Origin of the sequence: Pseudoclavibacter caeni (genome assembly GCF_008831125.1) — a bacterium.
GTDB classification, from domain to species: domain Bacteria; phylum Actinomycetota; class Actinomycetes; order Actinomycetales; family Microbacteriaceae; genus Pseudoclavibacter_A; species Pseudoclavibacter_A caeni.
This window is the reverse complement of record NZ_WBKA01000002.1, coordinates 113,869-140,204: the sequence shown is the minus strand read 5'-3', so window position 1 is coordinate 140,204 and position 26,336 is coordinate 113,869. Positions and strand designations below refer to the sequence as shown.

Sequence of the window (26,336 nt, the reverse complement as noted above, 5' to 3'; positions counted from 1 at the left end):
CCATGGACGGCATGAGTGGCACCGTCTTCAGGCAGGACACCGAGTCAGAGCGTTTCGTGCTCCGCGACGAGGAGGGGGCGCTGCTGAGCGCCGTCGACTACCGCGTCAACGGCCCGGTCATCGCCCTGACCCATGTGTTCACCCCGCCGGCGCTGCGCGGGCGCGGCTGGGCGGCGGAGGCCATGCGGCACACCGTCGACCACATCGCCCAGCAGGGCGATCTGCGCGTGCGCCCGTCCTGCTGGTACGCGGCACGCTGGTTCGAGCGGCATCCCGAGCGCGCGTCGCTGCTCGTGGACGCGTCCGCCGCGCACTGACGACACGCGTTCGAACATCTGTTCGGGTGGCGCCGTCCGCTGCGGCTACAATCATCACGTGCAGCCCCAGCGTGAAGTGCGTCCGTTCCAGGTCGAGAGCCCGTTCGAGCCGTCCGGCGACCAGCCCCGGGCGATCGACCAGCTCGAGCGGCGGCTGCGCGACGGCGAGCGGGACGTCGTGCTGCGCGGTGCGACCGGCACCGGCAAGTCGGCCACGGCCGCGTGGCTCATCGAGCGGATGCAGCGGCCGACCCTCGTGCTCGCGCACAACAAGACCCTGGCCGCGCAGCTGGCCACCGAGCTGCGCGAGCTGTTGCCGCACAACGCCGTAGAGTACTTCGTGTCGTATTACGACTACTACCAGCCCGAGGCGTATGTGCCGCAGACGGACACCTTCATCGAGAAGGACTCCTCGATCAACGCCGAGGTGGAGCGTCTGAGGCATTCCGCGACCCGCTCGCTGCTCAGCCGCCGCGACGTGGTCGTCGTCTCCACCGTCTCGTGCATCTACGGCCTGGCCACACCGGACGAGTACCTGCGCGCGATGCTCCCGATACACGTCGGCGACCGCATCGAGCGCGACGAGCTCGTGCACCGCTTCCTCGCCATGCAGTACAAGCGCAACGACGTGGAGTTCACCCGGGGCATGTTCCGGGTGCGCGGCGACACCGTCGAGATCATCCCGATGTATGACGAGTACGCGATCCGCATCGAGCTGTTCGGCGACGAGATCGAGTCGCTGGCGACCCTGCACCCGGTCACCGGCGACGTGCTGAAGACCGAGGACGCGGTGGCGATCTTCCCGGCGTCGCACTATGTCGCCAGCGAGGAGACGATGCGTCGCGCCGTCGCGGAGATCCGCGACGACCTCGACGTCCGTCTCGCCGAGTTCCAGCGGCAGGGGAAGCTCCTGGAGGCGCAGCGGCTGAAGATGCGCACCACCTACGACCTCGAGATGCTCGAGCAGATCGGCTTCTGCAGCGGCATCGAGAACTACTCGCGCTACATCGACGGGCGCGCGCCGGGGGAGCCGCCGCACTGCCTGCTCGACTACTTCCCGGACGACTTCCTGACCATCATCGACGAGTCGCACGTGACCGTCCCGCAGATCGGCGGCATGTACGAGGGCGACGCCTCCCGCAAGCGCACGCTCGTCGAGCACGGGTTCCGGCTGCCCAGCGCCCTGGACAACCGGCCGCTGCGCTGGGCCGAGTTCGAGGAGCGGGTGGGGCAGACGATCTACATGTCCGCGACCCCCGGCCCCTACGAGCTCGAGCATGCCGACGGCGTCGTCGAGCAGATCATCCGCCCCACCGGGCTCGTCGACCCGCTCGTGGCCGTCAAGCCCTCGAAGGGGCAGATCGACGACCTGCTCGAGCAGATCCGCCTGCGCGTCGAGCGCGACGAGCGGGTGCTCGTCACCACGCTGACGAAGAAGATGGCCGAGGACCTCACCGAGTTCCTCGCCGAGAACGGCGTGCGCGTCGAGTACCTGCACTCGGACGTCGACACGCTGCGTCGCGTCGAGCTGCTCACCGGGCTGCGTCGCGGCACCTTCGACGTGCTCGTCGGCATCAACCTGCTGCGCGAGGGCCTCGACCTGCCCGAGGTGAGCCTCGTAGCGATCCTCGACGCCGACAAGGAGGGCTTCCTGCGGTCGACGACGTCGCTCGTGCAGACGATCGGCCGCGCCGCCCGCAACGTCAGCGGCGAGGTGCACATGTACGCCGACACGGTCACCGACTCGATGCGCCGGGCGATCGACGAGACGAACCGCCGTCGCGATATCCAGATCCGCTACAACGAGGAGCACGGCATCGACCCGCAGCCGCTGCGCAAGCGGATCGCCGACATCACCGACCAGATCGTCCGCGAGGCCGAGGACACCCGCGAGCTGATCGGCGGCCGGCGCGGCCACGCCGGGGGACGCGACCTGGTCGGCGCGGACGCGGACGTCCCGCTGGCCGGGCCCGCGCCCCGCCACGGGGAGGCCCACGGGGTGGAGGAGCTGCAGCGGCTCGCGGAGGAGCTCGACGCGCAGATGCTCGCCGCCGCGAAGGAGCTGCAGTTCGAGCTGGCCGCGCGCCTGCGCGACGAGCTGCAGGACGTCAAGAGCGAGCTGCGCAGCGCGCGGAAGGCAGGGATGCGATGAGCGAGAACGTGCTCGAGGAGATCGGCTCGCGGCAGGTGGACCCGGCGTTCAACCGGGTGCCGGACACGGACGACCGGATCACCGTTCGCGGTGCTCGCGTGCACAACCTGCGCGACATCGACGTGAGCTTCCCCCGCGACGCCCTCGTGGCGTTCACGGGGCTGTCCGGATCGGGCAAGTCGTCGCTCGCGTTCGACACGGTCTTCGCCGAGGGGCAGCGCCGCTACGTCGAGAGCCTCTCGGCGTACGCCCGGCAGTTCCTGGGCCAGGTGGACCGCCCCGACGTCGACTTCATCGAGGGGCTGAGCCCAGCCGTCTCGATCGACCAGAAGTCCACCAACCGCAACCCGCGCTCCACCGTCGGCACGATCACCGAGATCTACGACTACCTGCGGCTGCTGTTCAGCCGCGCCGGCACCCCGCACTGCCCGGAGTGCGACGCGCCCATCGAGCGGCAGACCGTCCAGCAGATCGTCGACACGCTGCTGCAGCTGCCCGAGCGCACCCGCTTCCAGGTGCTGGCTCCGGTCGTGCGGCAGCGCAAGGGCGAGTTCGTCGACCTGTTCGCGAACCTGCAGGCGCAGGGGTTCGCCCGCGCCCAGGTGGACGGCGAGACGATCTCCCTCTCCGAGCCGCCCGCGCTCAAGAAGTCGTACAAGCACGACATCTCGGTCGTCGTCGACCGACTCGTCGCCCGGCCGGGCATCGACACCCGGCTGACCGACTCGGTCGAGACGGCCCTGCGGGTCGCCGACGGTGTGGTCGTCATCGACTTCGTCGACCGCGACCCCGACGACCCCGAGCGCATCCGGTCATTCTCCGAGCGGCTGAGCTGCCCGAACGGGCACGCGATCGAGATCGCCGACCTCGAGCCGCGCACGTTCTCGTTCAACGCCCCGTTCGGGGCCTGCCCGGCCTGCACCGGGCTCGGCACGGCGATGGCCGCCGACGAGGATCTCGTCATCGGCGACCCCGACGCGTCGATCGCCGAGGGCGCCATCCTGCCGTGGAGCACGCAGGGCAGCGGGCTGTCGCACTTCTTCATCCACGTGCTCGAGGGCCTCGCCCGCGACAACGACTTCTCGCTCGACACCCCCTGGTGCGAGCTGCCGAAGCGGGTGCAGCGGCTCGTGCTGCACGGCCGCGATTACAAGGTGAAGGTGCGCTACCGCAACCGGTTCGGCCGTGAGATCAAGTACTCCTCCGGGTTCGAGGGCGTGCTGCCGTACGTGCACCGGCACTGGGTCGAGGCCGAGACCGACACCCAGCGGGACCGCTGGGCGCAGTACCTGCGCGAGGTGCCCTGCGCGGTCTGCCACGGCGCCCGCCTCAAGCCCGAGGTGCTCGCCGTGAAGGTCGGCGGGCGCAGCATCTGGGACGTCGTGCGGATGCCGCTGGACGAGGCGGCCGCCTTCTTCCGCGACCTCGCGCTGCCCGAGCGTCAGGCCGCGATCGCCGCCCCCGTGCTGCGCGAGGTGCGTGCCCGGCTCGACTTCCTGCTCGAGGTGGGGCTCGACTACCTGTCGCTGGAGCGCTCGGCCGGCACGCTCTCCGGTGGCGAGGCCCAGCGCATCCGCCTGGCCACGCAGATCGGCTCGGGGCTCACCGGCGTGCTGTACGTGCTCGACGAGCCGAGCATCGGCCTGCACCAGCGCGACAACCGGCGGCTGATCGAGACGATGCGCCGGCTGCGCGACCTCGGCAACACGCTGCTCGTCGTCGAGCACGACCAGGAGACGATCGAGGCGGCCGACTGGATCGTCGACATCGGCCCCGGTGCCGGCGTCGAGGGCGGCCTCGTCGTCCACTCAGGCACCGTCGCCGAGCTCGAGCGCAACCCCGCGTCGATCACCGGCGACTACCTCGCCGGTCGCCGGTCCATCCCCGTGCCGGCGAAGCGCCGGAAGGCCGTCAAGAGCCGCCGGATCACCGTCGTCGGCGCCCGTGAGAACAACCTGCGGAACATCGACGTGTCCTTCCCGCTCAGTGTGTTCACCGCCGTCACCGGGGTGAGCGGATCGGGCAAGTCCACGCTCGTCAACGACATCCTCTACCGGGCCCTCGCCCAGCGGCTCAACCACGCCCGCACGCTGCCGGGCCGGCACACCCGGGTGACCGGCATCGACGGGCTCGACAAGGTCGTCCACGTCGACCAGAGCCCCATCGGGCGCACGCCGCGATCGAACCCGGCGACGTACACCGGCGTGTTCGACCGCATCCGCCAGCTGTTCGCGCAGACCCCCGAGGCCCAGGCCCGCGGGTACCAGCCCGGCCGCTTCTCGTTCAACGTGAAGGGCGGCCGCTGCGAGGCCTGCGGCGGCGACGGCACGCTCAAGATCGAGATGAACTTCCTGCCCGACGTGTATGTCGACTGCGAGGTCTGCCACGGTGCCCGGTACAACCGCGACACCCTCGCGGTCACCTACAAGGGTCGGAACATCGCCCAGGTGCTCGACATGCCGATCGCCGAGGCGGCCGAGTTCTTCGCGCCGATCGCGGGCATCCACCGGTACCTGCAGACCCTGGTCGACGTCGGGCTCGGCTACGTGCGGCTCGGGCAGAGCGCCACGACCCTCTCCGGCGGCGAGGCTCAGCGGGTCAAGCTCGCCACCGAGCTGCAACGGCGCTCCACCGGGCGCAGCGTGTACGTGCTCGACGAGCCGACCACCGGCCTGCACTTCGAGGACGTGCGCCGGCTGCTCGTCGTGCTGCAGCGGCTCGTCGACCGGGGCAACACCGTCATCGTCATCGAGCACAACCTCGACGTGATCAAGAGCGCCGATTGGATCATCGACATGGGCCCGGAGGGCGGCGCCGGTGGCGGCACCGTCATCGCCCAGGGGACCCCCGAGCAGGTGGCCGCCACCCCGGGCAGCCACACCGGTCGCTTCCTCGCCGAGATCCTCGGCGTCGACGTCCCCGAGGCGGACCGTGTCGGATGACCTCGCCTGGCGGCCGCGCACCGGCGACATCCCCGACCGCCCCGGGGTGTACCGCTGGCTCGACGCCCACGGCCGCGTGCTCTACGTCGGCAAGGCGAAGAACCTCCGCCAGCGGCTGAGCAGCTACTTCGCGCCACTGGAGACCCTGCACGAACGCACCCGCCGCATGGTCACCACCGCCCGCGACCTGAGGTGGACGATCGTCGGCAGCGAGATCGAGGCGCTGCAGCTCGAGTACACGTGGATCAAGGAGTACGACCCGCCCTTCAACGTCCAGTTCAAGGACGACAAGTCGTACCCGTACCTGGCGGTGACGCTCTCCGAGGAGATCCCGCGCGTGATGGTCACCCGCGGCCGGCACCGCCGCGGCGATCGCTACTTCGGCCCGTACGTGAAGGTGTACGCGCTGCGCAGCACGATCGACCAGCTGCTCAAGGTCTTCCCCATGCGCAGCTGCAAGGCGTCCACCCTTCACCGTGCCGAGCGCACCGGGCGCCCCTGCCTGCTCGGCGACATCGGCCGGTGCGCGGCGCCGTGCGTCGGCCGGGTGCCGCTCGAACGGCACCGCGAGATCGCCGAGCGGCTCGTGCGCTTCATGTCCGGGCAGGATCACTCCGTCGAGCGCGACCTGCGCACCCGCATGCAGGAGGCGAGTGACCGGCTCGACTTCGAGGAGGCGGCCCTGCTGCGCGACCGGCTGCAGGCGCTGCAGGCGGTGCTCGCCGAGTCGGCCGTGGTGCTGCCCGAGCACGAGAACGCCGACGTGCTCGGCGTCGCCGAGGACGAGCTGACCGCCGCGGTGCACGTGTTCCGGGTGCGCGGCGGCCGCATCCGCGGCGTGCGCACCTGGCTGATCGACAAGGAGATGGAGGACGTCTCCCGGCCCGAGCTGCTCGCCCAGGCCCTGCAGCATGTCTACCTCGCCGACGACGACCGGCCGTTCGAGGTGCCCGTGCAGATCCTGCTGCCGGAGCATCCGGCCGACGAGGCCGCGGTGACCGAGCTGCTGCGCCGCCGCCGGGGCGGGCCGGTGCACCTGCGCGTCCCGCAGCGCGGCGAGAAGGCGCAGCTGCAGCAGACGGTCGCCGCCAACGCGGCCGAAGCGCTGCGGCAGTACCGGATGAAGCGGGCCAGCGACTACGACGCGCGCACTCGGGCGCTCACCGAGCTCGCCGACGCCCTCGGGATGGCCGAGGCGCCCCTGCGGATGGAATGCTACGACATCTCGCACCTGGCGGGCACCGACGTGGTCGCCTCCATGGTCGTCTTCGAGGATGGGCTGCCGAAGAAGCGCGACTACCGGAAGTTCAGCATCGTTGGCACGAACGACGACACCCGCAGCATCCACCAGGTGATCAGCCGCCGGCTCGCGCATCTGCGGGCCGAGCAGGACCGGCCGGCGGGGGAGCGCGACCCGCGCCGGGAGTCGTTCTCGTACTTCCCGAACCTGATCCTCGTCGACGGCGGCGCGCCCCAGGTCGCCGCCGCGCACCGGGCGCTCGAGGAGGCGGGGCTCGCCGACCGCATCGCGTTGGCCGGCATCGCCAAGCGCCTCGAGGAGCTGTGGCTGCCGGGCGAGGACTTCCCAATCATCCTGCCGCGTGGCGGCGAGGCGATGTTCATGGTGCAGCGGATCCGCGACGAGGCCCACCGGTTCGCGATCACCTATCAGCGCGGGTCGCGGGCGAAGGCATACGAGACCGATCTGGCCGCCGTGCCCGGGGTCGGCGCCCGCCGCGCGCGTGATCTGCTGCGCCGCTTCGGCTCGCCGGCGCAGGTGGCCCGGGCCACCCCGGAGGAGCTCGAAGGAGTGCCTGGCATCGGCGCGGTCACCGCGGCCAGACTGGGGGAGTGGCAGCGGCGGAATCGGGCTATTCTTGATGACCATGACAGCGAGCGGGAACGATCGGGTGACCGAGCAGTCTGACGAGCACCAGCGCAGCGAGATCCTCATCCTCACCGGGCTCTCCGGCGCCGGCCGGTCCACCGTCGCCAACGCGCTGGAGGACATGGGCTGGTACGTCATCGACAACCTGCCGCCGAAGATGCTCGTGCCCCTCGCGCACTTCGTCCAGGACGGCGAGCACGAGATCGACCGGCTCGCGGTCGTGCTCGATGTGCGCGGCGGCACCCTGTTCAGCGATCTGGACGCCCAGCTCGACGCCCTGCACGGCCTCGCCGTGCCCGTGCGCGTCGTGTACCTGGAGGCCAGCGACGCCGAGCTCGTGCGCCGCTTCGAGAAGGTGCGCCGGCCGCACCCGCTGCAGAACGGGGCGCCGCTGGTGGACGCGATCCGGCGCGAGCGGCAGCTGCTCGCGACCCTGCGCGGTCGGGCCGACACGATCATCGACACGACTGGGATGAACGTCCACCAGCTCACCAACCGCAGCTACGAGCTGTTCGGCGGCAGCCAGGCCGACCGGGTCACCGTCACCGTCACGAGCTTCGGGTTCAAGCACGGCATCCCGCTCGACGCCGACATGGTGGCCGACATGCGGTTCCTGCCGAACCCGTTCTGGGTCGAGGAGCTGCGGTCGCACACCGGGCAGGACGCGGATGTGAGAGACTATGTCCTCGGCCAGCCGGGAGCGCAGCGCTTCCTGGCCGACTACGAGCACGTGCTCACCACGGTGCTCGAGGGATACCTCCGCGAGAACAAGCGCCATGCGATGTTCGCGTTCGGCTGCACCGGCGGCAAGCACCGCTCGGTCGCCATGGCGAACGAGATGGCCCGACGCCTGCGGCGCAATCCCGACCTCAACGTCGAAGTGACCCATCGAGACCTCGGAAAGGAATGACGCGCGGTGCCATTGACAGCCCAAGTGAAACAGGAGCTCATGAGGCACCGATACCAGACCGGACGGCAGCGGGCCGCGGAGCTCGCCACCATCCTGCGCTTCGCCGGCGGGCTGCACCACATCTCGGGGCGCATCGTCGTCGAGGTCGCGGTGGACTCGCCCGATCTCGCCGAGCGGGTGCGGCGCGGTCTCGTGGAGCTGTACGGTGCCCCGGCCCAACCGGTCGACAGCATCGGCCGCCCCGGCGAGCATGTGCTGCGGGTGCCCCGCGGCGGCGAGGTCCTCGCCCGGCAGACAGGCATGATCGACAGCCGCAACCGGCCCGTCCGCGGGCTGCCGAGTGCCCTGGTCAACGGGTCGCCGGAGATCTCCGCGGCCGTGTGGCGCGGCGCGTTCCTCGCCGCCGGCTCGCTGTCGGATCCTGGCCGCAGCTGTGCGCTCGAGGTCGCCTGCCCGGTCGGGGAGGCCGCGATGGCGCTCGTCGGCACGGCTCGCCGGCTCGGCGTCGCCGCGAAGGCCCGCGAGGTGCGCGGCGCCCACCGGGTCGTCGTGCGCGAGCCCGAGGCAGTCGCGGGGATGCTCGAGCGGCTTGGCGCGCGGCACACGCTCGCCGAGTGGCAGGAGGCGCGCCACCGCCGCGAGCTGCGCGCGAACGTGAACCGGCTGGTGAACTTCGACGACGCGAACCTGCGCCGCTCGGCGCAGGCGGCCGTCGCGGCGAGCGCCCGGGTCGAGCGGGCGCTGGAGATCTTGGGTGACGACGTGCCGGACCATCTGCGCGCGGCCGGGCGGCTCCGGCTGACCTACCGGCAGGCGAGCCTGGACGAGCTCGGCCATCTCGCCGACCCGCAGCTGACCAAGGACGCGGTGGCTGGCCGCATCCGCCGCCTGCTCGCGATGGCGGATCGCCGCGCCCGGGAGCTGGGCGTGCCCGACACGCGGGCGAACGTGCCGGAAAACGCCCGCTGAACCCGGGTTTCGCGCTGGGAGAACATGTTGCGACAAGCGTCGGCGAGCCGCTGGGGATGAGGCGAGGCACTACTACACTCTGGTGACGACGGCGGTCGACGCGGCCGTCGCATCCACTGTGAGGAGAAGTCATGCCTGTGTACACCCTGCCGGACCTGCCCTACGACTACTCGGCGCTCGAGCCCGCGATCAGCGGCAAGATCATGGAGCTGCACCATGACAAGCACCATGCGAACTACGTGAAGGGCGCCAACGCCGCGCTCGACAAGCTCGCCGCCGCTCGTGACGCGAACGACTTCGGCGCGATCAACCAGCTCGAGAAGGACCTGGCCTTCAACCTGGCCGGCCACGTTAACCACACCATCTTCTGGACGAACCTGGGCCCCGACGAGCAGCGCCCCGAGGGCGAGCTCGCCGCCGCCATCACCGAGTTCTTCGGCTCGTTCGAGAAGTTCCAGGCACAGTTCGCCGCCGCCGCCCTCGGCATCCAGGGCTCCGGCTGGGCCGCGCTGTCGTGGGACTCGCTCGGCCAGCGGCTCGTCATCGAGCAGCTGCACGATCACCAGTCGAACCACGCGGCCGCCACCGTGCCGGTGTTCCTCGTCGACATGTGGGAGCACGCCTACTACCTCGACTACCTCAACGTGAAGGCCGACTACGTGAAGGCCATCTGGACGATCGCCAACTGGCAGAACGTCGCCGAGCGCTTCGCCGCGGCCAAGGCCGGCACCCAGGGGCTCATCGCCCGCTGAGCCCGCTGACCCGGATCAGCCCCCCGCACGACCCCCGAGCTCCCCGCGGAGCCGGGGGTCGTCTCGTCCCCGCTGGTCTTCGCACCTCCGGGCCTGCGCGCACGCGGGGCATCTCGCCTTCTGTCCGTCCCGTCTCCAGACCGTCCCGCCTCCGGTCGTCCCGACTCCGCGGGGCGACGGTCCGGCCCGCCGTTCCAGCCCGGTTCACGCGCGGTCCGGCCGCCTCCAGTAGAATGACCACGCGTCCGCCATTCGGACGCACCGAGCTCCGCACGCGACGAGGAGTCCCCCGTGTGCGGCGCACCGCGAACGACGCGCGACGCAGCGCGTGGATGACGAAGGAGAGCACTCGTGACAGTTCGAGTCGGGATCAACGGATTCGGGCGCATCGGCAGAATGGTCCTGCGCGCCGCCATCGATCGGGGGGAGACTGACTTCGAGATCGTCGCCGCGAACGACCTGCGAGACCTGGAGACTCAGGCACACCTGCTCAAGTACGACTCCGTGCAAGGCATCTGGGATCACGAGGTCAGCGCCGAGGAAGGCCACCTGGTCATCGACGGCCGCCGCATCACCGCGCTCAGCGCGCGTGACCCGAGGGAGCTCGGCTGGGGCGACCTGGGCGTCGACATCGTCATCGAGAGCACGGGCAAGTTCAACGACGCGGACAAGGCCCGCGCACACATCGAGGCGGGCGCCCGCAAGGTGATCATCACCGCCCCCGCCAAGCACGAGGACGGCACCTTCGTCATGGGCGTCAACGACGGCCAGTACGATCCCGAGCGCCACGACGTCATCTCGAACGCCTCGTGCACCACGAACTGCCTCGCCCCGCTCGTCAAGCCCTTCCTCGACGAGTTCGGCATCGAGCGCGGCCTGATGACCACCGTGCACGCCTACACCGGCGACCAGCGCCTCGTCGACAACAAACACAAGGATCTGCGCCGCGCCCGCGCCGCCGCGGTCAACATCGTGCCCACCACCACCGGCGCCGCCAAGGCGATCGGGCTGGTGATCCCCGAGCTCAAGGGTCGCCTCGACGGGTTCGCGGTGCGCGTGCCCGTGCCCGACGGGTCGCTGACCGACGTGACCATCGAGTCCTCGCAGCGGGTCTCGGTCGACGACATCCTCGCCCTCTACCGGCAGGCCGCCGAGACGACCCTCAAGGGCTACCTGCAGTACAGCGAGGCCCCGATCGTCTCCAGTGACATCGTCGGCAGCACCTACTCCACGATCTTCGACGTGCCGCTCGTGCGCGTCATCGGCACCACGGTGAAGCTCGTCGGCTGGTACGACAACGAGTACGGCTACTCCAACCGGGTCGTCGATCTCGCGAACCTCGTCGCCTCGAAGCTGAGCTGAGCCATGACGCTGCGCACCATCGACACACTGGGCGACCTCGCCGGCCGCCGCGTCATCGTCCGCTCCGACCTCAACGTGCCGCTCATGGACGGCGTGATCACCGACGACGGCCGCATCCGCGCCTCGCTGCCCACCTGGCGGCAGCTGCTGGACGCCGGGGCGAGCCTCGTCGTGATCGCCCACCTCGGCCGGCCCAAGGGGAAGGCCGTCCCCGAGCTCTCGCTCGAGCCTGTGGCCGCGCGGATGGCCGAGCTGCTCGGCGAGCCCGTGCGGTTCGCGACCGACACCGTCGGCGACTCCGCCCGCCAACAGGTCGGCGAGCTGCCGGTCGGCGGCGTGCTGCTGCTCGAGAACCTCCGCTTCAACCCCGCAGAGACCTCGAAGGACGAGGCCGAGCGGCTCGCGTTCGCCCGCGAGCTCGCCGCCTTCGGCGACGCGTTCGTCTCCGACGGCTTCGGCGTCGTCCACCGCCGTCAGGCGAGCGTCACCGAGCTGCCCACCCTGCTGCCGAGCGCCGCGGGGCTGCTCATCGGCCGCGAGCTCGACGCGCTCTCCCACCTCCTCCACGAGCCCGAGACCCCGTACACCGTCGTGCTCGGCGGCGCGAAGGTCTCCGACAAGCTCGCCGTCATCGACAACCTCCTGCCCCGCGTCGAGCACCTGCTCATCGGTGGTGGCATGGTCTACACGTTCCTCGCCGCCCGCGGCGACGCCGTGGGGAAGAGCCTCGTCGAGCCTGACCAGATCGAGGCCGTGCGCGGCTACCTCGACCAGGCCGAGCGGCTCGGCGTGCACCTGGAGCTGCCCGTCGACATCGTCGTCGCCGACCGGTTCGCCGCCGACGCCGAGTCACGTCTCGCCCCGGTGGACGGCATCGACGCCACCGACCTCGGCGCCGACGTGATGGGCCTCGACATCGGCCCGGAGACGGCCCGCCAGTACGCGCAGGTCATCCGCGACTCCCGCACCGTGTTCTGGAACGGCCCCATGGGCGTGTTCGAGTTCCCCGCCTTCGCCCAGGGCACCGCGACGGTCGCCCAGGCGCTCGCCGACTGTCCCGGCTACACGGTCATCGGGGGCGGCGACTCGGCCGCCGCGGCCCGCTCGCTCGGCCATGCGGACGACGCCTTCGGTCATGTCTCCACCGGCGGCGGAGCGAGTCTCGAGCTGCTTGAGGGCAAGGCCTTGCCCGGTCTCGTCGTGCTCGGCTGGGAGGCCGCCTGATGGCGCACGCCACCCGGGTCGCCGGTCGCCGGCCGCTCATCGCCGGCAACTGGAAGATGAACATCGACCACCTGCACGCGATCGCGCTCGTGCAGAAGGTCGCGTGGACGCTCAAGGACGCCGGCCACGACTTCGACGACGTCGAGGTCGCCGTGTTCCCGCCGTTCACCGATCTGCGCAGCGTCCAGTCACTCGTGGCGGCCGATCACCTGCACATCCGCTATGGGGCGCAGGACCTGTCGACGCATGACGAGGGCGCGTACACCGGGGAGATCTCCGGGGCGTTCCTCGCCCGCCTCGACTGTGACTACGTCATCGTCGGCCACTCCGAGCGGCGCGCGTACCACCACGAGGACGACGCGGTCGTCGCCGCGAAGGCGCAGGCCGCGCTGCGTCACGGCCTCGTCCCCGTGATCTGCGTCGGTGAGACGGCCGAGGACCTCGAACAGCAGGGGCCGGCAGCCGTGCCTGTGGCCCAGCTGGCGGCTGTGCTCGACGGCATCGCCGACCGGCTCGGCGACGAGGCGGCCGAGATCGTTGTCGCCTACGAGCCGGTCTGGGCGATCGGCAGCGGCCACGCCGCGACTCCCGGTCAGGCGCAGCAGGTGATCGGCCGGCTGCGTGAGACGATCGCCGAGCGACTCGCCGGCCCGCTCGGCGCCGACCGGGCCGACCGGCTCGCGGACGCGACGCGCATCCTGTACGGCGGGTCCGTCGCGGTCGGGAACGTCGCCGGCTTCCTCGCCGAGCCGGACATCGACGGCGCGCTCGTCGGCGGGGCCAGCCTCGACGCCCGCAGCTTCGCCGACATCGCCCGGTTCCGCAGCCATGTCGTGACCGCGCGGGACTAGCCCGGTATACTCGCACTGTCGCCGCCTCGAGGTCCGTCCTCCCGCGGCATCGAACGGAAGGCCACTGTGACTGCTCTCATCATCACGCTCAACGTGCTCCTCGCGCTGACCAGCATCCTGCTGACGATGCTGATCCTGCTGCACAAGGGGCGCGGTGGCGGGCTGAGCGACATGTTCGGCGGCGGCACCACCAGCAGCTTCAACGCGTCGGGCGTCGCCCAGCGCAACCTGAACCGCATCACGATCGTCGTCTCGACCATCTGGTTCCTGAGCATCGTGGGCATCGGCCTTCTCGTGCGCTTCAACCAGATCTGATCCCGCAGTGGCCTCACTGCATCCGTCGGCGCCGAAGTACGGCCCGGCGCTCATCGGCACGCTCGGGCTGCTGAGCATGGTCGGTCCGCTCGCGACCGACATGTACCTGCCCGGCTTCCCCCAGGTGGCCGAGCACCTGCACGCCTCCAGCGGGGCCGTGCAGCTGACCCTGTCGCTGTTCATGGTCGGCATGGGGCTCGGCCAGCTCGTCTGGGGGCCGCTGTCCGACATCGTCGGCCGGCGCGGCCCGCTCGTCGCCGCCGGCGCCGTGTTCGCCGTCGCGAGCCTGCTGGCGGCGCTGGCGCCCGACATCACCTGGCTGACCGTGTGGCGGTTCGTGCAGGGGTTCACCGGCAGCGCCGGCGTCGTGATCGGCCGGGCCATCGCCCGAGATGTGAGCGGTGGCGTCGAGCTGGCCCGGCTGTTCGGGTTCATCGGCATCGTCAACGGGCTCGCCCCGGTCCTCGCTCCGGTCCTCGGGGGGCTGCTCATCGGCCTGATCGGCTGGCGTGGCGTGCTGCTCGTGCTGACCGGCATCGCCGCGCTGATGCTCGTGGCGAGCGTCCTCGTGCTGGGCGAGTCGCTGCCGGGCGAGCGCCGACTCGTCGGCGGGATGCGGGCCCTCGCCCGGTCGACGGCCACGGTGCTGCGCGACCGGTCGTTCCTGGGCTTCACCCTCTCACAGGTCTTCGGTTTCGGCGTGCTGTTCACCTGGATCTCCAGCTCGTCGGTGGTGCTGCAGCTGCTCTACGGGCTCGACAGCACCCGGTTCGCCCTGTGCATGGCGGTGTTCGCGGTGTGCACACTCGTCGCCGGATCTCTGAACACCCGGCTCGTGCGCCGGGTCGCGATGTGGCGGCTGCTCATCGGCGGGCTGCTGATCGACGTCGTCATGGCCGGGGCGCTGCTCGTGGTCGTGCTCGCCTGGGGCGGGACGCTGCCCCCGCTGTGGCTGCTGCTCGTGCTGGCCTGCCTGGTCGGCGCGCCGTTCCCGCTCATCATGGCCAACAGCATGACCTTGGGGCTCGCCCGGCACGGCCGCGGCGCCGGCATGGCGAGCGCCGTCATGGGCGCCCTGCAGTACGGGATGGCCGCCCTGGTCTCACCGATCGTGACGATCACCGGCTCGGTCTCTCTGACGACCGTCGCGGTGACGATGGCGGTGTGCGCGCTGCTCGCCGCGCTCTCGGCACTCGTGTGCGCCCCGGAATCGCGGTCGATCGCCGGCCTGCGCTGAGCGTCGGCCGCTCGCTCGTCCGCGACGACCTGCGAGGCCTTGTCCGGCGACGTTGTGGCAGACGCTCACCCCGTGACACTTCGCAGAGGCCCGGCATGGCGACGACTGACCGCCGCCCTTGCCACGACGTCTGGGATGCCCCACCTCGCGACATCCTGCTGATGCTCGGTCTTGCCCATGCCCAGCGGATGCTCAGGCAGTGGAGACCAGCAGCGTCGACTCCACCCCCGTCGCGTGCATGGCGGGCAGCGCGGGGTCACCGGCGAGCACGCCCCGCACCGCGGCCGCCTTCGCGGCGCCGACGGCGACGAGTACGACCCGGCGTGAGCGGCGGATCATCGCCATCGACACGGTCAGCCGCACCAGCGGAGGCTTCGGGCTGTCGCGCACCGCGAAGGCGTCGGCGGCCGGGTCGACGGCCCAGGCACGGTCGGGGAACAGCGACGCCACATGGCCGTCCGGGCCGACGCCCAGCACGAGCACGTCGAACCGGTCGGGCAGATCCGCGGCGAGGGCTCGGGCCGCGACGTCGGGGTCGTTCGAACCCGCGGCCGGCTGTGGGGCCGGGTGCAGGCGGGCGCGGCCGATGCCGTCCGGATGCCGTCGGAGGACGTCCCGCGCCACGGCGTCGTTGCGCTCGGGGTCGTCCACACGCACCCAGCGCTCGTCGCCGTACCACAGGTCGACGCGGTCCCAGGGCGCGTCCGCGACATCGCCGAGCGCCCGGGTGATCGCCGACCCCGCGCCGCCCCCGGTCAACCCCACCGTGACCCGGTCGGCTCCGGCGGCGAGCCGGTCGCGCACGCCGAGCAGCACCGCCCGGGTCGCCGCGGCGACGGCCGCCTCCGGCGTGGGCGCGACCAGATGCCGCCAGATCCCGGGGGACGCGTCCCGGCTCGGTCCGTCGCCCGCCTGGTCTGCCCTGTCTCCTGTTCCGTCACCCGCCTGCTGTGCGTCATACATGGCGGCCGTCCTCATCGGCGTCGCGCAGTGGCCCGCCGTCGAGCAGGGGCAGCCCGCGGCGCAGCACGTCGCCGTAGACGCGATCCTGGTCGAGGCGGCGCAGCTCCTCGGAGAGACACTCCGCGGCCGTGCGCTGCGTGAGCGGCAGATGCTGCTCGGGCAGGTCCGGCAGCCGCAGACGGGTGACCCCGGCAGCAGGGTCGCCGATCAGTGTGATGTCCCCGTCGGCGCGGGTGAGCGCCACCTCGGCGATCGATATGGGCGAGTCGGCGGCCTCGAGCGTCACGGGCACGCCCAGACTGAGCACGAGCCAGGCGGCGAGCAGCCGGAACTCGGGGCTGCGGACCCGCCCACGCATCCGCGCGGCGGTGACCGTCAGATACGGCGGCTGGTCGAGCGTGGCCGCCAGCTGCGCCCGCAGGATGCTGATCTGTGACCAGGCCAGGTCGGCGTCCCCGGGCTGGTAGCGTTCGGCGGCGATCCGCAGCGCCGCGACGGGGTCCGCCGCATGCGTCACGTCCGACACCCGCCGGGCGGCGATCCGGCCGAGCGACCCGAGCGAGGCGAGCGCCTCGGACTCCGGCGACGTCGCGAGATCCCCGGTGAACCACAGCACCACCGGCACATCGGGCAGCAGCAGCCCCATCACGAGCGTGTCGATCGACCCGCCCACGCGGCCCAGGGCGGCCATCACGACCACCTCGCTCGCACCGTCGTCGGCGCCGAGCCGCAGCTGCGCGTCGAGCCGGTCGACCGGCTCGTCCGGGCGGATGATGACCGTGATCACCCGCATCGGATGCTCCCGGGAGGCAGCCGCTGCGGTCTCCACCGCGTGCTCGGCGTCCTCCGGACGCGTGATCACCACGAGGGTGAGCACACGGCCCAGCGCGCTGAACCCGGTGGCCTCGCGCTCCGCGACGAGGCGGCGGCCCACCGACGCGGTGTCCGTGTCCGGCATGTCGATGATCATGGCCTGCGCCACCTCCTGCCGTCGCGGGCAAGCATCGTGTCCGCGCTCGCCGGCCCCCAAGTGCCGGGCCGGTACCCCTCGGGGCGGCCGTGCTCGGCCCAGAGCCGCTCGATCGGGTCGAGCACCCGCCAGCCGAGCTCGACCTCCTCGTGCCGGGGGAACAGCGGCGGATCCCCGAGCAGCATGTCGAGGATCAGCCGCTCGTACGCCTCGGGGCTCGCCTCGGCGAACGAGTGGCCGTACACGAAGTCCATGTTCACGTCGCGCACGGTCATGTTCGTGTCCGGCACCTTCGACCCGAAGCGCAGCGTGATCCCCTCCTCGGGCTGCACGCGGATGACCAGCGCGTTGGGGCCCATCGCCGCGGTCTGCCCCGGCGTGAACAGCTGCTGGGGGATCTCCCGGAACACCAGGGCGATCTCGGTGACCCGGCGGCCGAGCCGCTTGCCGGCCCGCAGGTAGAACGGCACCCCGGCCCAGCGGCGGGTGTGCACGTCGACCCGGAACGCGGCGTACGTCTCGGTCGTCGAGTCCGGGGCCGTGCCCTCCTCGTCGAGGTAGCCGTGCACGAGCCGGCCGCCCTGCCAGCCGCCCAGGTACTGACCGCGGGCGGTGTGCGCCTCGAGGTCGGCGGGCAGGCCGAGCGCGCCGAGCACCTTGATCTTCTCGCTGCGCAGCGCCCGCGGCGAGAACGAGGTCGGCTCCTCCATCGCGGTGAGCGCCAGCAGCTGCAGCAGGTGGTTCTGGATGACGTCTCGGGCCGCCCCGATGCCGTCGTAATAGCCGGCCCGTCCGCCGATGCCGATGTCCTCGGCCATCGTGATCTGCACGTGGTCGATGTGGTTCGCGTTCCACAGCGGCTCGAAGATCGCGTTGGCGAACCGGAACGCGAGGATGTTCTGGACGGTCTCCTTGCCCAGATAGTGGTCGATGCGGAAGATGTCGTCCGGGGCGAACACCCGCTCGACGACCGCGTTGAGCGCCTGGGCGCTGCGCAGGTCGTGACCGAAGGGCTTCTCGATCACGACCCGCCGCCAGGAGCGATCATCGTGGCCGGCGAGCCCCTGCCGGGCCAGGTGGTCGCACACGTCCGAGAAGTGCCGGGGCGGGATCGACAGGTAGAACGCGGCGTTGCCGCGCGTGCCGCGGACGCGGGTGAGCTCCCGCAGGGTCGCGTCCAGCTGCTGGTACGCGGCCGGGTCGTCGAACGCCCCGCTGACGAACCGGAAGCCCGCCGCGAGCTGGTCCCAGACCTGCTGGCGGAACGGGGTGCGCGCCCCGCGGCGGACGGCCTGCTCGACGAACGCGGCGAACCGGTCGGCGCTCCACTCGCGGCGGCCGAACCCGACGAGGCTGAACGCGGGGGAGAGCAGGCCGCGGTTGGCCAGGTCGTACACGGCCGGCAGCAGCTTGCGCTGGGCCAGGTCGCCGGTGACGCCGAAGATCACCAGGGCGGCCGGGCCGGCGATCCGCAGCAGCCGCCGGTCGTCGGCGCGCCGCAGGGGGGTGAACGCGTCACCGGTGACGTCGAGGGCGGGGGAGGCCATCGTCGTTCAGTCCCGGGGCCCGGAGCGGCGGGAGCGCGCGGCGGTCACCGCGGTGTCCAGAGCCCGGGCGAGGCCCGCGTCATCGGTCGACTCGATGCGCAGCACAGGCAGGTCGTGGCCGGCGAGCACCTGGGCGTCGCCGGTCGCCTGCGCGCGGATCAGCCGGGCGAACCCGAAGGGTCGCTCCGGGATCGCCAGCGGGTCGTCGCTCACCCGGGTCAGCTGCAGGAACACGCCCTCGGCGGGGCCACCCTTGTGGTACTGCCCGGTCGAGTGCAGGAAGCGGGGGCCCCAGCCGAAGGTGACCGGTCGGCCCAGCGCCCGCGCCAGCGCGTCCCGGCGGGAGACGAGGTCGCCCAGCCCGATGCGGTCCGCGTACACCTGCACGGCGACGTAGCCGAGCGTGTCGTCGAGCTGGTCGAACAGCGCTGCCAGTGCGTCGGCCAGCGTCGCCGCCTCTGCCACGGGGCCGAACTCGCCGGGGGCGGAGACGGTGAGCGTCCCGTCCGTCAGCAGCGCCGGGGTCTCCTCGACGGGGTGCTCGAGCAGGGTGCGAGCCGCGGCCTTCGCGCTCTCCACGTCCGGCTGGTCGAACGGGTCGATGCCGAGCAGCAGCCCCATCGCCGCGGTGGCGACCTCCCAGCCGACGAACTGGGCGCCGAGCGGGCCGGTCACCCACACCGCGTCCGGCAGCGCCGCCTGTGCGGCGGCGTCCGTGCGGTCGGCGACGGCGACCGGCTGCACGTCCGCGGTCCGACCCTGTGCGGCGACCTCGAGATCCCCGGCGGCGACGGCGATCGGCAGCACACCGACGCCCTGCTTGCCGGTGGACTCGGCGACGAGCTGCTCGATCCAGGCCGGCAGGTCGGCCAGCCGGCCGCCGTCGGCGCACGCGACCGCGAACTTGTCGACCCGGTCCGCCGTGGCGAGGGCCCGGCCGCCGAGCGCGGCCGCGAGCCGCAGCGCCGGGTTGGCCGGGTCGTCAGCGAGCAGCCCGGGCAGCGCCCGGCCCGCCTCGGCGAGCAGCCCGTGGATGTCGGCGCCGGCGAGCCCGGAGGGCACCAGCCCGAAGGCGGTCAGTGCCGAGTAGCGTCCGCCCACATGCGGGTCCGCGGTGAAGACGCGGCAGCCGTGGTCGTGGCCCCAGGCCTCCAGCGGGCTGCCCGGGTCGGTGACGATGACGATCCGCCCGGCCGGGTCGATGCCCGCGGCGCGGAACGCGGCCTCGTACGCCCGCCGCTGCGAGTCGGTCTCGAGCGTCGAGCCGGACTTCGACGAGACGACGAGCACGGTGCGCTCGATGTCCGCGTCGAGCACCCGCCGTAGCTGCTGCGGGTCGGTCGTGTCGAGCACGTGCAGGGGCACCCCGGCCGCGATCGTGATCACCTCGGGGGCGAGCGACGAGCCGCCCATGCCGGCGAGCACGACCCGGTCGACGCCCTGGCCGCGCAGCTCGTCGCGCAAGGCGAGGATCTCGTCGACGAGCGGGGCCGAGACCCGGTCGGCGTGCACCCAGCCGAGTCGGATCGACGCCTCGGCCTCGGCCTCCGGGCCCCAGACAGTGGGGTCGCCGGCGTCGAGGCGGCTGGCGACGCGGTCGGCGACGAGCCGGTCGAGCGCGGCGGCCGTGGCCCGGGCCACGGGTTCGGGGACGTGGACCTCGAACGGGGTCGATGCGGTGGTGTCGGTCATGCGCGTGCCTCCAGAGCCTGGGTGACGGTGTCGAGCAGATGCCGCCACGCGTCGGTGAACTTGGTGACGCCCTCACGCTCGAGCACGAGCGCGACGTCGGTGAAGTCGATGCCCGCGGTCGCGAGCCGGTCCAGGGTGGCGCGGGCGGTGTCCATCTGGTCGGGGATCCGCTCGGCGCCGACCTCCCCGTGCTCCCACACGGCCTCGAGCGTGCGCTCGGGCATCGTGTTGACGGTGTCGGGGGCGACCAGGCCGGTCACGTAGGTCGTGTCCGGCAGCAGCGGGTCCTTCACCCCGGTCGACGCCCACAGCGGACGCTGCGGCTGCGCGCCGGCCGCGGCGAGCGCCCGCCACCGGTCGGTGGCGAGGCTGTCGGTGAACGCCTGGTAGGCGACCCGTGCGTTCGCGAGCGCCGCGGTGTTGCGCAGCCCCGCGTCGTCGGGCACGGCCAGCCGCTCGAGGCGACGGTTCACCTCGACGTCGACGCGCGAGACGAAGAAGGATGCGACCGACTGGATCGCCGTGAGCGGCCGGCCGGCGGCCTGCGCCCGCTGCAGCCCGGTCAGCCAGGCGTCGACGACCTGACGGTACCGGGGGACGTCGAAGATGAGCGTGACGTTGACGCTGATGCCCAGCGCGGTCGCGTCGGCGATCGCGGCGAGCCCCTCCTCGGTGGCCGGGATCTTGATCATGAGGTTCGGCCGGTCGATCTCGGCCCACAGCTCGCGGGCCTGCGCGAGGGTGGCGGTCGCGTCATGGGCGAGGAACGGGTCGACCTCGATGGAGACCCGGCCGTCACGGCCGTCGGTGGCCTCGAACACGTCGCGCAGCTGGTCGCATGCTTCCCCCACATCGGTGGTGGTCAGCGCGCGCACGGCCGCGGTCGCGTCGGCACCGGACCGGGCGAGCTCGTCGAGCTGCGCGGCATACGCATCACCGGTCGAGATCGCCTGGTCGAAGATCGTGGGGTTCGTGGTGACGCCAACGACGTCACGGGTGTCGACGAGCCGGCGCAGCCCGCCGGTGCGCAGCCGGGTGCGGCTGAGGTCGTCGAGCCAGACGCTCACCCCCGCCTGGGCGAGGTCACCAAGCGCGGTCATGCGTTCCTCCGATCCGCGTCCGCCGCGACCGCGGCGAGCGACTCGTGGGCGGCGGCGACCACCGCATCCGCGGTGATGCCGAACTGGGTGAACAGCGTCTGCGCGTCGGCGCTGGCGCCGTAGTGCTCGAGACTCACGCTGCGGCCGGCGTCGCCGACGATGCCGCGCCAGCTGAGCGCGCTGCCGGCCTCGACGGAGACCCGGGCGCGGACGGCCGCGGGCAGCACCTGCTCGCGGTAGTCGGCCGGCTGGTCGTCGAACCACTCGAGGCTCGGGGCCGACACGACGCGGGTGGGCACGCCCTCGGCCTGCAGGCGGTCGCGGGCGGCGAGCGCCAGCTGCACCTCGGAGCCGGTGCCGATCAGGATGACCCGCGGGGTTCCGCCCTCGGCCTCGGCGAGCACGTAGGCGCCCTTGAGCGTGCCGGACGCGGCGGCGAGCCTGCCGTCATGGGCGGCGCCCTCGCCGCGGGCGAACGTGGGCACCTTCTGCCGGGTGAGCACGAGACCCGCGGGGCCGGTGCGGTGGCCGAGCAGCCCGAGCCACGCCCAGGCCGTCTCGTTCGCGTCGGCTGGGCGCACCACGGTGAAGCCGGGGATCGCCCGGAGGGTGGCCAGCTGCTCGACCGGCTGGTGGGTCGGGCCGTCCTCGCCGAGGCCGATGGAGTCGTGCGTCCACACGAACAGCGATGGCACGCCCATCAGCGCGGCCAAGCGCAGTGCGGGGCGCTGGTAGTCGCTGAAGATGAGGAACGTGCCGCCGTACGGGCGGGTGGGGCCGTGCAGGACGATGCCGTTGAGGATCGACGCCATCGCATGCTCGCGGATGCCGAAGTGGAGCACTCGGCCACCCGGGGTGGTCGGCCACTTCGCGGTGGCCCGGTCGGCTGGCCCGAACGAGTCGGCACCCTCGATCGTGGTGTTGTTCGAGCCGGCGAGGTCGGCCGAGCCGCCCCACAGCTCCGGCAGCAGCGGGGCGATCGCGTTGATCACGCGTCCACTCGCTGCCCGGGTGGCCAGCGCCTCGCCGGCGGGGAAGACGGGCAGCGCCTGCTGCAGCTCGGCGGGGAGGCGTCCCTGCTGCAGCCGCTGGAGCAGGGCCGCCCGGTCGGGCTCGCGCCGCTGCCAGTCGGCGAAGCGTTCGTTCCACGCCTCGTGCAGGGCGACGCCCCGGTCGCGCACCTTCCGGGCGTGGGCGAGCACGTCGGCGTCGACGACGAAGGAGCGATCCGGATCGAAGCCGAGCTCGGTCTTCAGCGCCCGCAGCTCCTCCTCGCCGAGCTTCGCGCCGTGGATTGCGCCGGTGTCGCGCTTGGTTGGGCTCGGCCAGCCGATGATCGTGCGCAGGGCGATGATCGAGGGCCGCCGGGTCTCCGCTCGCGCCCGGTCGATCGCGTCGGCCAGCGCGTCGAGATCCTCGTGGTAGGCGCCCTGGGCAGTCCAGTCGACCCGCTGGGTGTGCCACCCGTACGCGGCGTAGCGGGCGAGCACGTCCTCGCTGAAGGCGATGTTCGTGTCATCCTCGATCGAGATGTGGTTGTCGTCATAGATGACCACGAGGTTGCCGAGCTCCTGGCTGCCGGCCAGCGAGCTCGCCTCGCTCGTCACGCCCTCCTGCAGGTCGCCATCCGAGGCGATCACCCAGATCGTGTGATCGAAGGGGCTCTCGCCCTCGGGTGTGTCGGGATCGAGCAGCTGCCGCTCGTAGCGCTGGGCGAAGGCGAACCCGACCGCGCTGGCGAGCCCCTGGCCGAGCGGGCCGGTCGTGATCTCCACGCCCGGGGTGTGCCCGTGCTCGGGGTGCCCGGGCGTGAGCGAGCCGGGCGCCCGCAGCTGCTCGAGATCGGCGAGCTCGAGCCCGTAGCCCGAGTAGAACAGCTGCGTGTACAGGGTCAGCGAGGTGTGGCCGGGGGAGAGGATGAACCGGTCGCGGCCGATCCAGTTCGGGTCGGTCGGGTCGTGACGCAGGTAACGCTGGTACAGCAGGTAGGCGACGGGCGCGAGACTCATCGCGGTACCCGGGTGCCCGGACCCGATCCTCTCGACCGCGTCCGCCGCGAGCACCCTCGCGGTGTCCACGGCACGCTGATCCAACTCGTTCCACTCCAGTGACGCCACTCGGGATCTCCTCGGTTCGTGCGGGGTGCGCCGTCGGCGGCCCGGGCGCCCGCGTGCGGACTCCCACGCGCCACGGCGCGGCTGTCTCCGAGTATAGATGCGCTCTCCGCGGGCGGCCCTGGGCGCTCGCTGCAGGCGGGGCCGGCCTGGCGGCCGACCGGGGTCGTGCCGCGGGAGGCCGGAGCAGCCACGGCGCGGGTGTGGAACCCACCCGCATGGTGGCCTAGACTGTCAACGGACTGTGTGCACGCTCCGTGCGGAGCGCTGCCGTGAGGGTGTGAGGCTGCTGTGACGACGAACGCGAGCGTGACGAACACGACCCCGACCGCGGGTGACCGGGCATCGCTCGGCGACCGGTTCGCGGCGAAGACGAGGGCCTACGTCGCGCTGAGTAAACCCCGCATCATCGAGCTGCTGCTGGTGACCACGGTGCCGACCATGATCCTCGCCGCACATGGCATCCCGAGCTTCTGGCTCGTGATCAACACGCTCGTCGGCGGCACGCTCAGCGCCGCCAGCGCCAACGCGTTCAACTGCTACATCGACCGCGACATCGACCGGCTGATGCGCCGCACCCGCAACCGCCCGCTCGTCACCGGCGAGCTCACCGACCGCGAGGCCCTGGGGTACTCGTGGATCGTCGGCCTCGTCTCGATCGCCTGGCTGTGGGTGACGACGAACTGGTTCGCGGCGTTCCTCTCCGCCTTCGCTATCTTCTTCTACGTGGTCGTCTACACGATGGTGCTCAAGCGGCGCACCGCCCAGAACATCGTCTGGGGCGGCATCGCCGGGTGTATGCCGGTGTTCATCGGCTGGGCCGCTGTCACCGGTACCCTCAGCTGGGAGGCACTCATCCTCTTCGGCCTCATCTTCCTGTGGACCCCGCCGCACTACTGGCCGCTGGCCGTCAAGTACAGCGCCGACTACCAGACGGCCGACGTGCCGATGCTGCCGGTCGTGCGCGGTCGCAGCGTCGTCGGCCTGCAGATCGTCCTCTACACCTGGGCACTGCTCGCCTGCTCGCTGCTGCTCGTGCCCGTCGGGCACATGGGCTGGATCTACACGGCCACCGCCGTGCTCGTCGGTGGCTGGTTCCTCTACCAGACGCACGCCCTGTACGCGGAGAGCATTCGCGGCGACGGCAGCCGGTCGATGAAGGTCTTCCACGGATCGATCGTCTACCTGAGCCTCCTGTTCATCGCGGTCGCCGTCGACCCGCTCATCCACCTGCCGCTCTGAGCTTGGCCGGCCCGCCCCTGACCTGCCGGTGTGCCCCGCCTCTGGTCCCCGGAACCGGCCACCCGGCTCTGACCCACTGAGCAGTCCACTCTCCCCTGCGCCGGCCACCATGCCTCCGGCCACTGCGAACCGGCACTCCCTCTGGGCTGCAACGCCGGGACCGCTTCCTCTCACATGGGACCCCGTAACGCCGGGACCGCTCCGGCCCGGAGGCACCCGCGTCGTGAGACTCGGTGTGCAATCGCGTACGCCGCCCCGCGCAAGACCGCCGTCCGCTAGGTGTGCCTGTGGCCGAGACCGTGATCGGAGCGGGAGCGCGCGAGTCGAGACCGCCGAGCAGACTGACGGAGCGCATCCCTGCGCGTGCGGACCGGTGTCGCACATGCCCAGGAGACCGCCAGGTCTGCCGGCGAAGCGTCTCGCCGAGACCGCGAGTGCCCTGCCGCAGTGCGGTCAGCCCCTGTGCGCCGGCACGATGGCCCGAGCTGGTGGGTCTCGCAGCCGGGCGATTGCCCGGGCGCTCGCTCGGTCAGGCAAGGTCCTTGTGGAAGCGCGGGCCATATCCCGGGGAAAGTGCCCCGCGGGGTCAGTCGTCGGCGTGCACCGGGGCCTTCAGTGCCATGACCACGGCCACTGACGCCGCCGTCAGCAGTGCGGCGAGCGTCATGTGCACGAGCACGAGCCCGATCGGCAGGGCCAGATTCGCCTGTGCGATGCCCACCGCCATCTGCACGAGCTGCACGGCCAGCAGAACCCCGACCCAGCGTCGCCACCGTGCCGCGCCGTCGCCCCGTGTCCGCAGCGCCAGGACGAGCATGATGGCCGTGAGCGTGAACAGCGTGTACGCCGCCCACGCGTGCACGTGGTAGACGAGCTCGGCGTCGATGCCCGTGCGCAGCACGCGGCTCTCGTCGCCGGAGTGCGGGCCGGAGCCCGTCGCCATCACGCCGAGCACCACCACCACCACGAGCACGAGCGTCATCACATGGGTGAGGATCATCACGGGCCTCGCCACCACGAGCTCGCGCGGTCCGGCCGGCAGATGCGCCCGGGCGACGAGGATCGCCATCGCGGCCACCAGCGCGATCGACAGCAGGTAGTGGAAGCCCACGAGGTTCCAGGTCAGGTGGAACAGCACGACCATCCCGCCGACGACCGCCTGCACGATGATCCCGGCGATCTGCACCCAGGCGAGCGCGACCAGGTCGCGGCGCTCGCGGGCGCGCCGGTACACGGCGACGAGCATCCACACCGCGATGATCAGCAGCACTCCGGTGAGCGTGCGGTTGCCGAACTCGACCAGACCGTGGAACCCCTGCGCGGGCGTCGTCGTGAACGAGCCCGGCGTGCACTTCGGCCAGGTGTCACAGCCGAGGCCCGAGCCCGTCAGGCGCACCAGGCCGCCGGTGGCCACGATCCCGATGTTCGCCATGAGGGACGCGATGGCCGCGACACGCACGGGGCGCGGCGGCTGACCGGCGGGCGCGGTCGCGGCGGGGGCCGCGTCACGCGGCGCGCGCGGGGCGGGGGAGGAGACGGAGGCATGCATGTCCACCATTATCCCCGATCGGGGATGCTCCGGGCGTCATGGCGGCCGCTCGACTCCACTGCATCGCTCCGGGCGTCCATCCAGCCCGGTCGGCGGCGCGGCGGTGCCGCCCCGCGCCGCGCCGGGTGTTCTCCGCCGGCGAACCGACCCCGGCGAGTGTCGCCGAAACAGGTGTGCTCGAACACAGGGCAGGCTAGAGTTGTGATGCTCGCGAAGAGGTGCGAGCGTGCCCGGCGGCCG

General features: G+C 71.9%; 20 protein-coding genes. 13 read left to right on the top strand and 7 right to left on the bottom strand.

Annotation, left to right across the window (positions count from 1 at the left end):
- Positions 1 to 11: 11 nt before the first annotated feature.
- The 12 genes from F8O02_RS03200 (at position 12) to F8O02_RS03145 (ending at position 14,919) form a co-directional block, all read left to right on the top strand.
- Positions 12 to 317: a GNAT family N-acetyltransferase gene (locus F8O02_RS03200; protein WP_179416305.1), complete on the top strand. Its 306-nt coding sequence runs from the start codon at positions 12 to 14 to the stop codon at positions 315 to 317.
- A 58-nt stretch (positions 318 to 375) separates the two neighbouring features.
- Entirely contained in the window at positions 376 to 2,469 is a 2,094-nt protein-coding gene (uvrB, locus tag F8O02_RS03195) for an excinuclease ABC subunit UvrB (RefSeq protein WP_158035804.1), read from the top strand.
- Positions 2,466 to 5,411, top strand: coding sequence for an excinuclease ABC subunit UvrA (gene uvrA, locus F8O02_RS03190; protein WP_158035803.1), 2,946 nt, complete (start codon positions 2,466 to 2,468; stop codon positions 5,409 to 5,411). The genes uvrB and uvrA overlap by 4 nt, the downstream gene beginning before the upstream one ends.
- Entirely contained in the window at positions 5,401 to 7,338 is a 1,938-nt protein-coding gene (uvrC, locus tag F8O02_RS03185) for an excinuclease ABC subunit UvrC (RefSeq protein ID WP_158035802.1), read from the top strand. The genes uvrA and uvrC overlap by 11 nt, the downstream gene beginning before the upstream one ends.
- Positions 7,298 to 8,209, top strand: coding sequence for an RNase adapter RapZ (rapZ, locus tag F8O02_RS03180; RefSeq protein ID WP_158035801.1), 912 nt, complete (start codon positions 7,298 to 7,300; stop codon positions 8,207 to 8,209). Before uvrC ends, rapZ begins: the two co-directional genes overlap by 41 nt.
- Positions 8,210 to 8,215: 6 nt before the next feature.
- On the top strand, positions 8,216 to 9,178 hold the full coding sequence (gene whiA, locus F8O02_RS03175; protein ID WP_158035800.1) for a DNA-binding protein WhiA: 963 nt from the start codon (positions 8,216 to 8,218) through the stop codon (positions 9,176 to 9,178).
- A 131-nt stretch (positions 9,179 to 9,309) separates the two neighbouring features.
- Positions 9,310 to 9,930 carry a superoxide dismutase gene (locus tag F8O02_RS03170; RefSeq protein WP_158035799.1) on the top strand — a complete coding sequence of 207 codons (621 nt, stop codon included), beginning with the start codon at positions 9,310 to 9,312 and terminating at the stop codon, positions 9,928 to 9,930.
- 351 nt (positions 9,931 to 10,281) lie between these two features.
- Positions 10,282 to 11,292, top strand: a complete 1,011-nt coding sequence (gap, locus tag F8O02_RS03165; protein ID WP_158035798.1) for a type I glyceraldehyde-3-phosphate dehydrogenase — start codon at positions 10,282 to 10,284, stop codon at positions 11,290 to 11,292.
- A 3-nt stretch (positions 11,293 to 11,295) separates the two neighbouring features.
- Complete coding sequence (locus F8O02_RS03160; RefSeq protein WP_158035797.1) at positions 11,296 to 12,516, top strand: phosphoglycerate kinase; 1,221 nt, start codon at positions 11,296 to 11,298, stop codon at positions 12,514 to 12,516.
- Positions 12,516 to 13,367, top strand: coding sequence for a triose-phosphate isomerase (gene tpiA, locus F8O02_RS03155; RefSeq protein WP_158035796.1), 852 nt, complete (start codon positions 12,516 to 12,518; stop codon positions 13,365 to 13,367). The genes F8O02_RS03160 and tpiA overlap by 1 nt, the downstream gene beginning before the upstream one ends.
- A gap of 66 nt (positions 13,368 to 13,433) precedes the next feature.
- On the top strand, positions 13,434 to 13,682 hold the full coding sequence (gene secG, locus F8O02_RS03150; RefSeq protein ID WP_158035795.1) for a preprotein translocase subunit SecG: 249 nt from the start codon (positions 13,434 to 13,436) through the stop codon (positions 13,680 to 13,682).
- Positions 13,683 to 13,689: 7 nt separating this feature from the next.
- Positions 13,690 to 14,919, top strand: a complete 1,230-nt coding sequence (locus tag F8O02_RS03145; protein ID WP_158035794.1) for a multidrug effflux MFS transporter — start codon at positions 13,690 to 13,692, stop codon at positions 14,917 to 14,919.
- Positions 14,920 to 15,111: 192 nt separating this feature from the next.
- On the opposite strand, the gene pgl is transcribed toward F8O02_RS03145, so the two are convergent.
- From pgl to tkt, 6 genes are read right to left on the bottom strand one after another with little or no spacing between them, the layout of a single operon-like run.
- The gene (gene pgl, locus F8O02_RS03140) at positions 15,112 to 15,882 is read right to left on the bottom strand and encodes a 6-phosphogluconolactonase (protein WP_179416306.1); all 771 of its coding nucleotides are present in this window, start codon (positions 15,880 to 15,882) and stop codon (positions 15,112 to 15,114) included.
- Entirely contained in the window at positions 15,875 to 16,840 is a 966-nt protein-coding gene (locus tag F8O02_RS03135; protein WP_179416307.1) for a glucose-6-phosphate dehydrogenase assembly protein OpcA, read from the bottom strand. Before F8O02_RS03135 ends, pgl begins: the two co-directional genes overlap by 8 nt.
- Positions 16,841 to 16,848: 8 nt before the next feature.
- The gene (zwf, locus tag F8O02_RS03130; protein WP_158035791.1) at positions 16,849 to 18,399 is read right to left on the bottom strand and encodes a glucose-6-phosphate dehydrogenase; all 1,551 of its coding nucleotides are present in this window, start codon (positions 18,397 to 18,399) and stop codon (positions 16,849 to 16,851) included.
- A 6-nt stretch (positions 18,400 to 18,405) separates the two neighbouring features.
- A complete protein-coding gene (locus F8O02_RS03125; protein ID WP_158035790.1) occupies positions 18,406 to 20,091 on the bottom strand; it encodes a glucose-6-phosphate isomerase in 1,686 nt (561 codons plus the stop codon).
- Positions 20,088 to 21,191 carry a transaldolase gene (tal, locus tag F8O02_RS03120; protein WP_158035789.1) on the bottom strand — a complete coding sequence of 368 codons (1,104 nt, stop codon included), beginning with the start codon at positions 21,189 to 21,191 and terminating at the stop codon, positions 20,088 to 20,090. The genes F8O02_RS03125 and tal overlap by 4 nt, the downstream gene beginning before the upstream one ends.
- Positions 21,188 to 23,308: a transketolase gene (tkt, locus tag F8O02_RS03115; RefSeq protein WP_158035788.1), complete on the bottom strand. Its 2,121-nt coding sequence runs from the start codon at positions 23,306 to 23,308 to the stop codon at positions 21,188 to 21,190. The genes tal and tkt overlap by 4 nt, the downstream gene beginning before the upstream one ends.
- A gap of 306 nt (positions 23,309 to 23,614) precedes the next feature.
- Here tkt and F8O02_RS03110 point away from each other — a divergent pair, with 306 nt between their 5' ends.
- A complete protein-coding gene (locus F8O02_RS03110) occupies positions 23,615 to 24,547 on the top strand; it encodes a heme o synthase (RefSeq protein ID WP_158035982.1) in 933 nt (310 codons plus the stop codon).
- 586 nt (positions 24,548 to 25,133) lie between these two features.
- Here F8O02_RS03110 and F8O02_RS03105 read toward each other — a convergent pair.
- Positions 25,134 to 26,096 (bottom strand): COX15/CtaA family protein, encoded by a 963-nt coding sequence (locus F8O02_RS03105; protein ID WP_179416308.1) that lies wholly within the window; start codon positions 26,094 to 26,096, stop codon positions 25,134 to 25,136.
- Positions 26,097 to 26,336: the final 240 nt, after the last annotated feature.

Coding starts and splice junctions, on each gene's coding strand:
- rapZ (WP_158035801.1), top strand. CDS start 7,298: ATGACAGCGAGCGGGAACGATCGGGTGACCGAGCAGTCTGACGAGCAC.
- F8O02_RS03125 (WP_158035790.1), bottom strand. CDS start 20,091: ATGACCGACACCACCGCATCGACCCCGTTCGAGGTCCACGTCCCCGAA.
- tal (WP_158035789.1), bottom strand. CDS start 21,191: ATGACCGCGCTTGGTGACCTCGCCCAGGCGGGGGTGAGCGTCTGGCTC.
- pgl (WP_179416306.1), bottom strand. CDS start 15,882: ATGTATGACGCACAGCAGGCGGGTGACGGAACAGGAGACAGGGCAGAC.
- F8O02_RS03135 (WP_179416307.1), bottom strand. CDS start 16,840: ATGCCGGACACGGACACCGCGTCGGTGGGCCGCCGCCTCGTCGCGGAG.
- uvrA (WP_158035803.1), top strand. CDS start 2,466: ATGAGCGAGAACGTGCTCGAGGAGATCGGCTCGCGGCAGGTGGACCCG.
- tpiA (WP_158035796.1), top strand. CDS start 12,516: ATGGCGCACGCCACCCGGGTCGCCGGTCGCCGGCCGCTCATCGCCGGC.
- F8O02_RS03160 (WP_158035797.1), top strand. CDS start 11,296: ATGACGCTGCGCACCATCGACACACTGGGCGACCTCGCCGGCCGCCGC.
- zwf (WP_158035791.1), bottom strand. CDS start 18,399: ATGGCCTCCCCCGCCCTCGACGTCACCGGTGACGCGTTCACCCCCCTG.
- F8O02_RS03200 (WP_179416305.1), top strand. CDS start 12: ATGAGTGGCACCGTCTTCAGGCAGGACACCGAGTCAGAGCGTTTCGTG.
- F8O02_RS03105 (WP_179416308.1), bottom strand. CDS start 26,096: ATGCATGCCTCCGTCTCCTCCCCCGCCCCGCGCGCGCCGCGTGACGCG.
- F8O02_RS03170 (WP_158035799.1), top strand. CDS start 9,310: ATGCCTGTGTACACCCTGCCGGACCTGCCCTACGACTACTCGGCGCTC.